Here is a 13,084-nt window from a genome sequence, read left to right as displayed (position 1 = left end):
ATTTCTTATGGTTGTAGGGGCTTTCCTGATGTCTCATCTTGCTATTGGTCATCTTTACACCGCGCTTCATGCGGCATGTGCGAGTGCTGTTGCACGTGTGGTGGAAGCAAACGGCGTGGATGTATCTTATGTTGATCTCAGTGCGGATGAGCGTGAGGAAGCGCTTGCACGTCACGATATCGACATTTTGGTTTCCGCATGGATGCCCCAAGATGATGCTCTCGCTCATGAAGGGCGTGAAGCCATCGGTGATCTTTATCAGCCTCAGCTGGCGTTGTCAGTGCTTAAAGACGCTAAAGATGGCGCATATACTAGCTTCATTGTGACAGAAGAAAGCCTTTCTTACGTGAAGGCAGCTCAGGAGCAACATCAAGCGTTAAAAGATTTAGCTGTGGAGACCATTGGTGAAGGGGCACTACTCGACCGCGTGCAGCAGGCTCATGAGCGCGGGGAAAATCCAGTTTTCGCGGTATGGCAGCCTCATGCAGCTTTCCATGATGGATTGTTAATTGAGCTCCCAGATAGTAATCTTCTGCAAGGCCAATCTGTTTCTGCTCAAATTATTTTGCGTGATGGGTTGCGTGACGAAGTTGATGAAGATTTGCTAGATGAAATGTCTATCATGATGCTGGGAACACGCGTCATGAATGCGCTGGACTATGCTGTCAGTGTTCAAGGAAAAGATCCTGAAGAGGCAGCGGAGGCTTGGCAAAGAGGGCGCCTTTTGCCGCGCTAATGTCAGTATATTGAATATCCCACGATAGAAATACGTTCATTAAGGCCGTCTGCAGGGCTCTTTTGGGGTAGCCGGAAGGGCCTGCGCAGGTTACATAGCGAGACAGTTGAATAAAGAGTAGGGGTCTGCATGACACGTCACGCGTTTGTCTTCCCAGGGCAAGGCAGTCAGTTTGTTGGTATGGGAAAAGAGCTTGCTGAAGCCTTTCCTGTAGCACGGGCCGTATTTGAAGAAGTTGATGATGCTCTTAACGTTCATCTTTCTCGGCTTATGTTCGAAGGGGATCCTAACGAGCTCACAGCGACTGAGAATACGCAACCGGCTTTGTTCGCTGTGTCTATGGCGACTGTACGTGTGCTGGAAAGTGAAGGAGGGTTTGCTCTGAAAGATAAAGCCTCCGTCGTTGCAGGCCATTCTTTAGGTGAATATGCCGCTTTGACGAGTGCGGGGGTTATGTCCATCTCTGATGGAGCAAAGTTGCTTCGTCTTCGTGGTCAGGCAATGCAGCGTGCAGTTTCCGTGGGGGAAGGTGGCATGGCCGCTTTGTTGGGTGTCGATTCTGATAAGGCAACACAGCTTTGTGCTAAAGTTGCTGATGGACAGGTTCTAGAAGTAGCCAATGATAATGGCGGGGGACAGATTGTTGTCTCAGGTCATCTCCCTGCTGTTGAACGTGTTATGGAGCTCGCTAAAGCAGAGGGAGTGCGTCGTGTTGTGCAGCTTCCTGTATCTGCACCATTCCACTCTTCTCTCATGCAGCCAGCGGCCGACGAGATGCAAGAGGCCTTGGAGAAGGTCAGTTTCAAGGAAGCGGTGATCCCCGTGATTGCTAACGTTACGGCTCAATCTGTAACAACACCTGATGAGATCAAAGCTTTGCTTGTACGTCAGGTTACAGGGCGTGTGCGTTGGAGAGAAACGGTTGAATCTTTTGAAACACACGCTATTACCCAGCAGCATGAATTGGGAGCGGGGAAAGTTCTGACGGGCCTAGCACGTCGGATTGCACCGGAGTTAAAAGCAGACTTTGCTGGTAAACCCGGTGACGTCGAGACCATGCTGAAAAATCTTTAAGGAAAGGTCACGTCATGTTTTCTCTTTCTGGAAAGCTTGCGCTCGTCACGGGAGCCTCTGGCGGTATCGGCAAGGCGATTGCAGAACATTTGCATCGCCAAGGTGCCTGCGTTGTGTTGAGTGGTACGCGTGAAGAAGCGCTTAAGAACGTCGCGGAGCAACTAGGTTCAGATCGTGTTCATGTTGTTACAGCGAACCTTTCTGAGGGTGAGCAGGCTGATGCTCTTGTCAAGCGTGCTGAGGAAGTTGCTGGACAGACATTGGATATTCTCATTAACAATGCAGGTCTCACGCGTGATACGTTAGCGATGCGTATGAAAGATAGCGATTGGGAACAGGTCATGAAAGTTGATCTTGAGAGCCCATTTCGCTTGGCACGTGCGGCATTAAAGGGGATGCTTCGTCGGCGTTCTGGACGTATTATTTCCATCTCGTCTATTGTGGGTACAACGGGTAACCCAGGACAGGCGAATTATGCAGCAGCCAAAGCTGGTTTGGTTGGTATGAGCAAGTCTTTGGCTCAAGAAGCAGGATCACGAGGCGTCACGGTAAACGTTGTCGCTCCTGGTTTTGTGGAAACCCCAATGACAGATGCGCTGCCAGAAGCGGCGCGTGAACGTCTCCTTGGTGGGATTCCACTTGGGCGTATGGGACGGCCAGAAGATATCGCTTCTGCTGTGCTATATTTGGCTTCAGATGAGGCTGCCTGGGTCACTGGTACCACACTTCATGTGAATGGTGGTATGGCGATGGTGTGAAATACTTGGCCAAAGGAGGCAAAGCGTGCTAATGCGCCCCTGCTTTGCCTGACGAAGGCCGCTAACTTGCTTCGTCACGCGGCAATGCTGTCTTTCGTGATGGAAGCTGGCAGAGTTTTGTTTAGTAGCACCCCATGAGGGGAGAAGGGAAAAGGCAAATGAGCAACAACGAAATCGCTGATAAGGTCAAGAAAATCGTCGTCGAGCATCTTGGCGTTGAAGAAAGCAAGGTTACACCAAATGCGTCTTTCATTGACGATCTGGGTGCTGATAGCCTTGATACCGTTGAGTTGGTAATGGCTTTTGAAGAAGCATTTTCTGTTGAGATCCCAGAAGATACAGCAGAAAAAATTGCAACGGTTTCTGATGCTATTGACTACATCAGCAAGCAAAAAGCTTCCTAATCAATCTCTTTGGCAAGAGATGCATTGGAGACTGGTTTTTATGCTAGTCTCCATTGTGAATGGAAAAGCGGGGTGGTGTAAGGCTATTCCGCTTGTTTGATAAGAAGAATACGAGGTAGGGCGTCGATGAGCGGGGCTGGAACAAACAGGAAACGTGTTGTCGTCACGGGAATGGGTGCAGTGAGCCCGCTTGCTGTTGGTGCTGAACTGACATGGAAGCGTCTTACCGAAGGTCACTCCGGCATTGGGCCGATTACCCATTTTGACCCATCAGAACTTGCTGCAAGAATCGGTGGGCAAGTGCCAGAAGGCCCCACTGAAGAAGGTGGCTTGACTTTATCAGATTGGGTAGTTCCCAAAGACCAGAAAAAGATGGATCGTTTTATTCATCTTGGTTTGGCCGCAGCTATTCAGGCTGTTGAAGATTCAGGTTGGAAGCCTGAAAATGAAGAAGATCGCTGCGCGACCGGTGTGATGATCGGTTCTGGGATTGGCGGTCTTCAAACGATTTATGAGAATTCTCTTGCTGTTGCGAACGGGAAGGCGCGGCGCCTGTCACCTTTCTTTATTCCTGCTGCGTTAATCAACCTCGCGTCCGGACATTTGTCGATCCGCTATGGTTTTAAAGGCCCAAACCATGCGGCTGTAACCGCTTGTGCGACGGGGATCCATGCGATTGGTGATGCTTCTCGTCTTATCCAGCATGGCGATGCCGATGTGATGGTTGCTGGTGGTACGGAAGCGGCTATTTGCGCTCTCGGGATTGCTGGCTTTTGCTCAGCTCGTGCTCTTTCAACAGGCTTTAACGATGAGCCGACGAAGGCTTCGCGTCCTTGGGACAAAGAGCGCGACGGCTTTGTGATGGGCGAAGGGGCAGGGGTGCTTGTGCTGGAAGAGTATGAACATGCCAAACGCCGTGGAGCAAAGATCTACGGTGAGATTGGTGGGTATGGTCTTTCTGGTGATGCGCATCATATCACAGCACCTGCTGCAGGGCATGAAGGAGCCTATCGGGCCATGACTGCTGCTCTGAAAGACGCACAGACTGATGTGAGTGAGATAGGCTATGTGAATGCTCATGGCACCTCCACGATGGCGGATGACCTTGAGCTTTCTGCTGTTGAGCGTCGCTTTGGAGACCATGCGCGTCATTTAGCCATGTCGTCCACAAAATCATCCATTGGGCATTTGCTTGGAGCCGCTGGAGCTATTGAAGCTATTTTCTGTCTTCAAGCGCTTCGTGATGGGGTTATTCCGCCTACGCTCAATTTAGACAACCCTGCACGTGAAACCGTGATTGACCGGGTTGCCCATGAAGCTCAAGAGCGTAAAATTGACGTTGCGCTTTCTAATAGCTTTGGATTTGGCGGAACAAATGCAAGTTTAATTTTAAAGCGCTTTGCCGGGTAAAATGAGGAGTATCGGGAGTTTCTCTGTCTTAGGCTTGAGAAGCTCCTCTTCTCATTGTATCATATAGATCATGTCACGCTTCTCCCTTTTTAAGAAATCAAAAGAAAGATCAGAGGAATCTTCTTTGGGGGACGACACTCAAAAATGTTGGCGTGATTATGTTACGGTTGGTCGTGCTTTCTTCTTTGGAGTGTGTGTCTGTGTAGCTTGTATCATTGCAGGTTATGGGCATTATACAGACCCTGGCCCTCTTTCCGAAGAACGAACGGTAGTGATCCCTCAAGGGGGGATGCATAAGGTCGCTCAAACCTTACAAGAGCAGCATCTTTTGTCACCGGGTTGGTCTTCACTCGTTTTTTTTCGTGCAGCCGCTTTAGTGACGTTGAGACATGGTGGAATCCACGCAGCGGAATTTGATTTTCCGGCGCGTGTTTCGATTTCTCATATTCTTTATATTTTGCGGCATGGTCGCCCTGTTACACATAGTGTGACTATTGCTGAGGGCGTTACGGCTTTTCGTATTCGCGGCATTCTTCAAAGAGCCGTAGCGTTGCAGGGTGAGCTTCCCGAAATTACGGAGGGGTCGGTTTATCCTCAAACGTTTTTTTATCGTTGGGGAACAGAACGACGCAGTCTTTTGGCAAAGATGCAAGAGTTGATGCATCGTCACGAAACCCAAGTCTGGGAACATCGCGATCGTGATGCTCTGCAAGGTATTGTGGAGACACCTGAACAATTACTGGTGTTGGCTTCGTTGGTAGAACGAGAAACAGCTCTTCCTGCAGAGCGGCCGCAAGTAGCACGTGTTTTTTTGAATCGTCTCAAGAAAAATATGCGCTTGCAAACAGACCCCACGGTTATTTACGCCGTAAGTGAAGGAAAGGGGAGTTTGGGGCGACCTCTGTCTCATGCTGACCTACAGTATAACAGCCCGTATAATACGTATGAAAATACGGGGCTGCCGCCTGGCCCTATTTGCTCTCCAAGTCGTCAATCAATGGAGGCTGTTGCTCATCCTGCAGCTGGTGATGCCTTATATTTTATGGCTACGGGGCGAGGAGGACATTCTTTCTCACAGACGCTAGCAGAGCATACACAGCATGTGCGTGATTATCGTAAGCAACGACGCACTCCATGACGGAGGTATGAAGGCCACTTCTTTTAGGAAGCGGCCTGTTTAGTCATTACTGTGCCTTCTTTTCAGCTTTCATTAAAGCACGACGTAAAACGTCTGCAGAAGGATTGTTGACGCGCATATTTACAACAATATCTTCTGGCCCAACATATTGCTGGTAATAGGCTCGGTTTGCAGCGCTGTCTGCTGATAGTTTGCTTCCTCCAAGCGCTCCTCCAGCAAAAACACCATTCGCTTGCTGTAAGGCGTAGATATCATGTTTCCCACCGCTTACATGACTGCTCTGAGCGCTGCCCCCAAAACTGGTGAAGGAGGCACTGGCGTTGGCATCAAAAGTGAACTGATGATCCAAAAGCGCCTGAACGCCACGTTTGGATGTGATAAAGAGCATGAGTTGAGAATGCTGATACCCAAGTTGAAGCCCAAAAGTGCCTGAGCTGATGGTATAAAATGCCGGATCTGACCATGATCCGCGTGCATCACGACTTAAAAGTGTGCATCGTCCACTAGAGCCACCAAAAATAAGAGACATATTCGATATAGAAGGGCACACCATAACAGCGTGTGACTTCTTTAAAAGCTTTGCTGCTCGCTGTGCTTGGTTTCCATTGCTGAAAAAACTCTTCACAGACGACGCTGCCTGCTCAACGAGAGGCTGCTGTTCAGATGCAGTCGTTGCTGAACTTGTTGACGAGCAGGCACCCAATATTGTGATGCCACCTAGAGCGCATAGCGTTTTAGTGGGAAAGCGCGAAAAAGAGGGCATAAGAAGGTTCTTTCATCAGGATAAGACCATACAAAATGTTCGTAAAATGATCTGAGGAAAGCGTCACGTCATTTTTACATTAAAAGATTGTGATAAAATAGATGAGACGCTGGGAGCACTTGCCAGAATGGTTGTAGGCTGTGTAGTTCCCCCCATTTTGATGAACGGGGAAACATCAGCACCTGCTTCTTTTAAAAGAATCAAAGCAGCCGCGACGTCCCAGAGAAAAATAGTATGCTCTAAATACCCATCCGAACGACCACAAGCGACATCAGCGAGAGCTAACGCTCCAGACCCGAGGGAACGAGGCATGGCGCCTAAAGAGAGCATCGACGACATACGTTCTTGAAACCAGCCTTCAGGAACATAGGGCGACCAACCAATCTCAACCATAGCTTCGTTCATGGTTGAGGTTTTTGAAGCATTGATGGGCCGGTTGTTGAGGAAAGCGCCCTGACCAAGTTGAGCTGTAAAAATTTCCCGTAGAGCTGGAGCATTAATAATACCAGCGACTGGCGTATTTTCTTTCATGAGACCGAGCGAAATGCACCAACGGTTGCGCCCGCGCGCAAAATTTGAAGTTCCATCAATAGGGTCGATGACCCATTGATATTGAGCACCAATGCCTCCGCCTTTTTCTTCCCCAAGCACGCTATCCTGTGGGAATAGAGCCTGTAGGCGTTCTGTCACAAATTTTTCTACAGCTTGATCTGCCTCGGTGACGTAGTCCTGCCGTCCTTTGAGGGAAGCTTGAGGTTTCCCTGGGGCAGGCTGCATAGAGAGAGCAAGCTCGGCTGCATCGGCGACAATATTGGAAGCGGCTTGGAAGCGGAGGTCAACCTCCGTATTTGCCATGGTGTTTTTCATCAAGGTAATTGTTCCTCGCTAACATAAAATCATCTTTTATGATAGTAATATAGAATGGAGAGATGGTCACAGCATAATGTCATCAAATTATATAGGAGAGGTCATGTCACTTTTTGAAATGGATCATTGGCGTTGTGCGATTGTGCATGCTCCTTTTGAAGAGGTCATTAAGCGCAATACTCTTGAAGGTTATGGCATCACGTGGCTTCCAGATTATGGGAAAAGACATTTTTTCGCAGATCCATTTGGTATTTGGCATGATGGTCGTCTGTATGTTTTTGTAGAGTCATATGATTATCATCCAGGGAAAGGTAAAATTGACGTTTTGGTCTATGATGAAGCCTTCTCTCTCATAGAGCATGAAACTGTTTTACAAGAACCTTGGCATCTTTCTTACCCACAAATCATTCGACATGGTGATGAGTTTTATCTTTTGCCCGAAGGATATAAATCTGGCCGTCTTTCTCTCTACCGTGCCGTGAAATTCCCTTATCAATGGGAACGGGTTACGGCTTTTGATTTCCCAATTGGTGCAATTGATGCGACCCCGTTGTTTTATAGGGATCGATGGTGGCTGTTTTGGACACCTCCAACGCCTAAATCTTACCGTCAAAGCGCATTGCACATCGCTCTTGCCGAAGAATTAACAGGCGCTTGGTGCGACATGGGCTGCGTTCTCGTTGATCGAGAAGGGGCACGTCCTGGGGGCACGGCGTGTGTTGTCAATGATGACGTCATCCTGCCTGTGCAAGATTGTAGTTCATCTTACGGTGGAGGAATGCAAACATTGCGTATTTCTGGGCTAGGTTACGGGAAACCCCGCATAGAGACTAGAGGTCATTTTCCGCTACCTAAAACATTAGCAGGCTCGCATTCTGATGGCATGCATACATTGTCAGCGGCAGGATCAGTCACATTGGTCGACTTTAAAAAGATCAACTACGGCATAGCTCACAAGATTCCATTGATCCGGGATCTAATTTTAAACGATAGGAAGCTTAGACAGTCATAGAGTTATGTCTCTATGACTGCTTCTTTTCTTCATTGAGTAAGTCATTTACGAGGTGAAAGTCAGAGACTTTATCGACGTCAATGGATGCTTTACCGTCTTGCAGGGTGACAATTTTGACAGAGGCATGAGTTAAATGAGCAATGCGTTGCTCAATGCCACTGGTGTCTAATTGTCGAAGAATAAAACGTAGAAGCGTTGGAATGCCTAATGTCCACGCCATTTTTAGAGGACGCTTCCTGTTGCGTTGTAAGTTCTGCCATAACGTAACGACAGAGCGTGCACGAGCATCATGGAAGTAAAAAAGATTACACCCTGAAAATGTCAGATCAGATAGTCTGATATATGTGCGTTTCGTATTGGGGACATCACGTCGGATAGCTTGGTCAGATGCTACTCCTGCCGTAAGGTCGGCTTGAGAAGCACGGCTTTTTTCAAGAAATTCTTGGATCCATTGAGAAGACAAAAGGGCATGATCAGCCGTCGTAATAAGGCATGGGGTGCCGATTTCGTCTAATGCCTTAGCAACACTCTCACTTGGGGTAGAGGCTGCTTCTAAGACGCGAATACGTTTCCCTAAGAATTCTAAACAAGAAGGTTTTTCAATACTTACCCAAATTGGGCCAAGGTCGGGAGTATCCTCAAGAACACGCACAACCCGCTCAATCATAGGAATACCAGCAATTGGGAGAAGTGCCTTATGGGAGACGTTTCCCAATTGGGCTAAAGGGTCACGCTCACCATCACGTGACCCTGCTAATACCAAGACAGGAAGCATCATGCGCGCCGGTTCAGTTCTTCACGCCTCGGAGCGCGTGCAGGATCAGGCCGATCACGAGGAGGGGCGCCTGTTTTTTTCATAACCCATGGATAGCGCTCGGCTTCTTCAACCGTATATCCAAGGTTGAAGACGTATGGGCTACGTGGTCTTTCTTTTGCTTCACGATAGAAGGTTCCAAGCAAACGGTCTGGAAGGTAGTTTGTGATTCCGTAATTTCCGTCTTCATCGTGGAAATGATGCAGCACATGAAGCTGTTTAATATAAACAACCCAATTCCAACGAGGTTTATATGCTAGATGCTGAATGCAATGAAAAAATTCATAAATGCATGTCATCACCAAAGCTGTAGAAAGTGCTGAAAAAGCACCGCTCCATCCGCTAATAAGTGCACCAATAGGCATGGTGATCACCATCATCGTTGGCACGGTATTGAGGGGGGAGCCAAATAACACTTCTAACAGATGAGGGTCTTGATGATGGTCAAAATGGATGCGTTTCCACATAGAGGCTGTGATAGGGTTACGATAAAACCAACGCCCATGAAGAATATAACGATGAATCATGTACCAAGCTGTCGGATAAACAGCGATGACAACAGGAACAGGAATTAAGCTGAGCCAGATATTGTGTGAGAGATAAGCTGAAAAAACAGCCGTTCCGATAATGAGAAGAAAATATAACATAATTATCGGATAGGTCAGGTAAGCAGACCATAACTGAGCAAGGTTCATCTTGCCGAGGTCGTAACTCCGCCCTTTTCTCAACAACGGGGCTTCTTTAAAGAATTTTCCCAGCGTACTCATTTTTCCTCCATTCGCAGCACCCAAGCCAAACTTAGTAAAGCCGCTATGATATGCCCAGAGCTGACAGCAAGCAAAACTGGTACAGAACCAGCATTCCCTAGGGCAGAGATCATTCCTTGCAAAATGACAATACCTAATCCTGACGCCATAACATATACCGGCAGAGGATTTCTTAAACCAGCCCGTGGAGGGATATAGGTGATTGGAAGAGTGATGAGAAGCATAACGGCCATTTGCAAGGGAAGGAAAAAACCTGACAATAAGGCCATCAAATAATTAGATGCTGGCAAACTAGAAGGAATACGGCCGGATAGAGCGGCCCATATTTGAGAGGGAGTATAGAAAGTTCCTCCTACAGTCATATTAATAATCTGTCGTGGCGTCACGGTCAGAGGAAATTTTTGAGGGAGTGGGGAGGTCTCGCCCTTATCTTGATTTTGGTCAATCGTTGTTTCTAAGGAGTCGTTGCTGGCGATCCATCCTGAAGGGCTCGCAGTGAGGGCGGAGAAATGTTTGGTCTTCTGTAACAGCCCAGTATCGGGCTGACGCTTATAAATTGTTACCCCCTTTAGATGATAGCCGCCCGCACTAATTTGCTCGATATGAGCAATATTACCGGCATTGCGGAACCATATACCTCTGAGAGCATCTTGATCGTTGGAAAGAGTCGCTGTTTCGTTCCACCAAATATTAAGCGTTTGCTCGCAAGGAGGAATGACCCAAAATTGAGCAATCATTGTGAGAATGCCAATAAAAATTGGTGCCGGCAAAAGATATTTAAACATGTTAAATGTCGATAAGCCCGACGCTCTCATAGCTGCTATTTCACTGGAAAGAGTCATTTGTAAAAGTGTGAACAGAGAGCCAACCATGACGGACAGTGGCATGATTTCCGCGGCTAATGTTGGGAGGTGGAGAAGGCTATATTTTATAAGTCCATATACGCCTAAATGGCGCGACAATATTGTAGATGCTTCTTCCAGAAGGGCAAGCACTTCAAGCAGTGCAGATAGAACGGCGCAGCAAAGCAGAATACGAGCTGTAAGCGGCTTTAGAAAAACACGAAGTAATGTTGAATGCCGTGAAAAAGAGATCATGGATGATTACCCGTGTGAGCACGCTTTGAAGGACGGTACCATGCAGGGTACGATCGTGAAAGCAGAACTAGAATACAAGCTGTGCAAAAAATTATCTCAGGAACCCAGATCGAGAGCCAAACAGGAGAGGCTCCTTCAGCGGCAAGACTATGCCCAAAAAGAAGTGTCTCATCAAAGCCTACCAAGATAACGGCAAGAGCAATTTGTCTAAAAGCAGATTTTTTTCTTTTCCGGCCAACAGCTAATGCAACGGATAGAAGGGGGATAAAGGGAATAGCAATTGCTCGGGCAAGTCGGAAATCTAGCTCAGAACGTAAGGCTTTATACGGGATCCCGGGAGCGCCATGACGTAGGGCATGAACGAGCTCCAAAATAGTCAGTTCTCTTTCGTCATCACCACGTGAGCGAAAACTTGTCTTTTTATGAGAACGTTCAATCAGGCGCGTAATATGATCAAAGTGCGTTACAGTAACGTCATTTCCAAGGGTATCTGGATGTTTGGAGGACATAATGTGACCATTCCACAAATCAAGCTGAGTTGCTTCTGTTTGCTCTGAAATGGTGAGTATGCCTTTGGGAGCAGTGATGATTTGAACCGTCCCATCCTTTTTAACATCACGAATAAAAACACGAAGCAAACGTGAGCCGCCGTGATCGACGCGATCTGCTGTGATCATCGTATGGCCCGATGTGCTTGCAAACATACCCGACTGTAAGTGAGGGGCCCATCCCGTGTGGCGAGCGAAATAGAAGCCGGCACGATAATCATAACGGGCAACTGGCTGTATATAACCGTAGAGAAAAACGCTTAATATGCCGAGAATGAGACCGACCTTCATATAGGGAAGGGTGATCCGCAAAAGTGAAATATGGCTAGCGCATAAAGCGTCAATCTCATTATGCTCACTCATGCGATGAATTGTTAGAAACACCGCGATGCAAAGTGCAGCAGGAACGGCAAGCCCCATATAATGAGGCAGCAAGTCTGTCAGCAACGTTACAAAAGTCGCGATAGAGCTGCCGGAATTTGCTAAGTGGTTAAAAAGGATGAGTAGCCGTTCTAAGAGAAGGGCTATCAGCATCGTCGTGAGCGCTATGCTAAAGGGGGGGATTAATTGACGCAAAAGATAGCGATCTAGTGTCGGCAAGCTATTTTTCATAATAGCCCCCCGATCGGCGCTGACCATTGTTTTTGGGTCATGATTTCCCCCTCGTAATTGTAGCGCATTAGCTGAATATGGTGCTCATTTGTTTGAGGTGTAAAAATGAAGTGATTCCAGCTGGCTTGCCTATGGTCGCAATGGCTATACATGGACGCAGCACCGATCCCAACGAGAGGAATATCTGTATTCTCGACGGTCGTCACGGTAGCATTGTGGGAGTGCCCGTGCACGACAAGCTCTGCTCCTCTTCGCTGTAAAATACGCGAAAGTTTATTCGTATTAAGAAGGGATTTTTGTTTTTTTAAGAGCCCTTTTTTAGGCGGGTGATGAATCATAACAACCCGACAATAGCCTTGTTTTCCAAGAGTTTCGAGCAGTGATTCTAGCTCAAGAAGTTGTGATTTGGAAAGGTATCCATAAGCCGTGAACGGTGGTGTAGGAAGAGCCGAATTAAGGCCGATAATAGCAACATGACCAATGAGGCGTACAAAAGGATAGCTTTCCCCGGACCATTCTTTCCATAGGGCAAGGCTTTTTTCGGGTGTAATGGGCACCATAATGTCATGATTGCCTGGTACAACAATAGGCGGTGCAGGCAATCTTTGAAGCCAACTTCTTGACGAAAGATATTCTTCGTAAGTTCCGAAGTTTGTAATGTCACCACTCACAAGAATGTTAGAAAGTGTCTTAACACTCTGGATGCTTTTCAACAGTCTCTTATTAATATCAGGGCGGAGGCAGTGCTGTCTCTTTATGCGCCATAAAAGTGCACTGAGAAGTCGCTTATTGAGAAAGAAAGATGTCCAAGGGATTGAAGGAAGAGGAAGATGTGGGTCTGATATATGTGCCAAGCTAATCGTTTGAGCAGCCTGCAAAGGGGCTGGAGGAAAAAAGTGAGCTCTGGAAGGCATATGGTTCCGACATCAAGAAGCGAGAGTATTATTTTCAGTGAGGAAGAACCTTCCTTACTGGTTCCGTTAACATAGCCGTGATATAAGACCTCGGCTAGCACCAGAACAGCCAGTTGAGCATTTTGCGCCTCTGGTTTCCACATTTATAGCCATAAAGACCGACTAAAATC

General features: G+C 47.5%; 14 protein-coding genes. 7 read left to right on the top strand and 7 right to left on the bottom strand.

Going from position 1 to position 13,084, the window contains the following annotated elements:
- The first annotated feature begins 28 nt into the window (after positions 1 to 28).
- The 6 genes from GS535_RS01900 to mltG all read left to right on the top strand — a co-directional run bounded on the left by GS535_RS01900 (position 29) and on the right by mltG (position 5,520).
- On the top strand, positions 29 to 736 hold the full coding sequence (locus GS535_RS01900; RefSeq protein ID WP_160792043.1) for a glycine betaine ABC transporter substrate-binding protein: 708 nt from the start codon (positions 29 to 31) through the stop codon (positions 734 to 736).
- 129 nt (positions 737 to 865) lie between these two features.
- Positions 866 to 1,810, top strand: a complete 945-nt coding sequence (gene fabD, locus GS535_RS01895; RefSeq protein ID WP_160792044.1) for an ACP S-malonyltransferase — start codon at positions 866 to 868, stop codon at positions 1,808 to 1,810.
- 14 nt (positions 1,811 to 1,824) lie between these two features.
- A complete protein-coding gene (gene fabG / locus GS535_RS01890) occupies positions 1,825 to 2,568 on the top strand; it encodes a 3-oxoacyl-[acyl-carrier-protein] reductase (RefSeq protein WP_160792045.1) in 744 nt (247 codons plus the stop codon).
- 158 nt (positions 2,569 to 2,726) lie between these two features.
- Positions 2,727 to 2,972, top strand: a complete 246-nt coding sequence (locus tag GS535_RS01885) for an acyl carrier protein (RefSeq protein ID WP_018979519.1) — start codon at positions 2,727 to 2,729, stop codon at positions 2,970 to 2,972.
- Positions 2,973 to 3,098: 126 nt separating this feature from the next.
- A complete protein-coding gene (gene fabF, locus GS535_RS01880; protein ID WP_160792046.1) occupies positions 3,099 to 4,382 on the top strand; it encodes a beta-ketoacyl-ACP synthase II in 1,284 nt (427 codons plus the stop codon).
- A 124-nt stretch (positions 4,383 to 4,506) separates the two neighbouring features.
- On the top strand, positions 4,507 to 5,520 hold the full coding sequence (gene mltG / locus GS535_RS01875) for an endolytic transglycosylase MltG (protein WP_237442168.1): 1,014 nt from the start codon (positions 4,507 to 4,509) through the stop codon (positions 5,518 to 5,520).
- 46 nt (positions 5,521 to 5,566) lie between these two features.
- On the opposite strand, the gene GS535_RS01870 is transcribed toward mltG, so the two are convergent.
- A complete protein-coding gene (locus GS535_RS01870) occupies positions 5,567 to 6,283 on the bottom strand; it encodes a lipid-binding SYLF domain-containing protein (RefSeq protein ID WP_160792048.1) in 717 nt (238 codons plus the stop codon).
- A gap of 63 nt (positions 6,284 to 6,346) precedes the next feature.
- The gene (locus GS535_RS01865; RefSeq protein WP_160792253.1) at positions 6,347 to 7,138 is read right to left on the bottom strand and encodes an inositol monophosphatase family protein; all 792 of its coding nucleotides are present in this window, start codon (positions 7,136 to 7,138) and stop codon (positions 6,347 to 6,349) included.
- Between the two features lie 115 nt (positions 7,139 to 7,253).
- On the opposite strand from GS535_RS01865, the gene GS535_RS01860 reads away from it, so the two are divergent.
- Entirely contained in the window at positions 7,254 to 8,162 is a 909-nt protein-coding gene (locus GS535_RS01860) for a hypothetical protein (RefSeq protein WP_160792049.1), read from the top strand.
- 10 nt (positions 8,163 to 8,172) lie between these two features.
- Here GS535_RS01860 and GS535_RS01855 read toward each other — a convergent pair whose 3' ends face one another.
- Genes GS535_RS01855 through GS535_RS01835 form a run of 5 tightly spaced genes read right to left on the bottom strand, consistent with a single transcriptional unit; the run spans position 8,173 to position 12,914 of the window.
- Entirely contained in the window at positions 8,173 to 8,940 is a 768-nt protein-coding gene (locus GS535_RS01855; protein ID WP_160792050.1) for a nucleotidyltransferase family protein, read from the bottom strand.
- Positions 8,937 to 9,743: a sterol desaturase family protein gene (locus tag GS535_RS01850; protein ID WP_160792051.1), complete on the bottom strand. Its 807-nt coding sequence runs from the start codon at positions 9,741 to 9,743 to the stop codon at positions 8,937 to 8,939. The genes GS535_RS01855 and GS535_RS01850 overlap by 4 nt, the downstream gene beginning before the upstream one ends.
- Positions 9,740 to 10,840 (bottom strand): LptF/LptG family permease, encoded by a 1,101-nt coding sequence (locus GS535_RS01845; RefSeq protein ID WP_160792052.1) that lies wholly within the window; start codon positions 10,838 to 10,840, stop codon positions 9,740 to 9,742. Before GS535_RS01845 ends, GS535_RS01850 begins: the two co-directional genes overlap by 4 nt.
- A complete protein-coding gene (locus tag GS535_RS01840; RefSeq protein WP_160792053.1) occupies positions 10,837 to 12,000 on the bottom strand; it encodes an LptF/LptG family permease in 1,164 nt (387 codons plus the stop codon). Before GS535_RS01840 ends, GS535_RS01845 begins: the two co-directional genes overlap by 4 nt.
- The gene (locus GS535_RS01835; RefSeq protein WP_237442167.1) at positions 11,997 to 12,914 is read right to left on the bottom strand and encodes a metallophosphoesterase; all 918 of its coding nucleotides are present in this window, start codon (positions 12,912 to 12,914) and stop codon (positions 11,997 to 11,999) included. Before GS535_RS01835 ends, GS535_RS01840 begins: the two co-directional genes overlap by 4 nt.
- Positions 12,915 to 13,084 lie beyond the last annotated feature (170 nt).

The sequence above is a fragment of the Saccharibacter sp. EH611 genome, from assembly GCF_009834765.1.
Taxonomy (GTDB): Bacteria; Pseudomonadota; Alphaproteobacteria; order Acetobacterales; family Acetobacteraceae; genus Saccharibacter.
This window is presented reverse-complemented; position numbering and strand designations above follow the sequence as displayed.

Coding starts and splice junctions, on each gene's coding strand:
- GS535_RS01900 (WP_160792043.1), top strand. CDS start 29: ATGTCTCATCTTGCTATTGGTCATCTTTACACCGCGCTTCATGCGGCA.
- fabD (WP_160792044.1), top strand. CDS start 866: ATGACACGTCACGCGTTTGTCTTCCCAGGGCAAGGCAGTCAGTTTGTT.
- fabG (WP_160792045.1), top strand. CDS start 1,825: ATGTTTTCTCTTTCTGGAAAGCTTGCGCTCGTCACGGGAGCCTCTGGC.
- GS535_RS01885 (WP_018979519.1), top strand. CDS start 2,727: ATGAGCAACAACGAAATCGCTGATAAGGTCAAGAAAATCGTCGTCGAG.
- fabF (WP_160792046.1), top strand. CDS start 3,099: ATGAGCGGGGCTGGAACAAACAGGAAACGTGTTGTCGTCACGGGAATG.
- GS535_RS01870 (WP_160792048.1), bottom strand. CDS start 6,283: ATGCCCTCTTTTTCGCGCTTTCCCACTAAAACGCTATGCGCTCTAGGT.
- GS535_RS01865 (WP_160792253.1), bottom strand. CDS start 7,138: ATGGCAAATACGGAGGTTGACCTCCGCTTCCAAGCCGCTTCCAATATT.
- GS535_RS01860 (WP_160792049.1), top strand. CDS start 7,254: ATGTCACTTTTTGAAATGGATCATTGGCGTTGTGCGATTGTGCATGCT.
- GS535_RS01855 (WP_160792050.1), bottom strand. CDS start 8,940: ATGATGCTTCCTGTCTTGGTATTAGCAGGGTCACGTGATGGTGAGCGT.
- GS535_RS01850 (WP_160792051.1), bottom strand. CDS start 9,743: ATGAGTACGCTGGGAAAATTCTTTAAAGAAGCCCCGTTGTTGAGAAAA.
- GS535_RS01845 (WP_160792052.1), bottom strand. CDS start 10,840: ATGATCTCTTTTTCACGGCATTCAACATTACTTCGTGTTTTTCTAAAG.
- GS535_RS01840 (WP_160792053.1), bottom strand. CDS start 12,000: ATGAAAAATAGCTTGCCGACACTAGATCGCTATCTTTTGCGTCAATTA.
- GS535_RS01835 (WP_237442167.1), bottom strand. CDS start 12,914: ATGCCTTCCAGAGCTCACTTTTTTCCTCCAGCCCCTTTGCAGGCTGCT.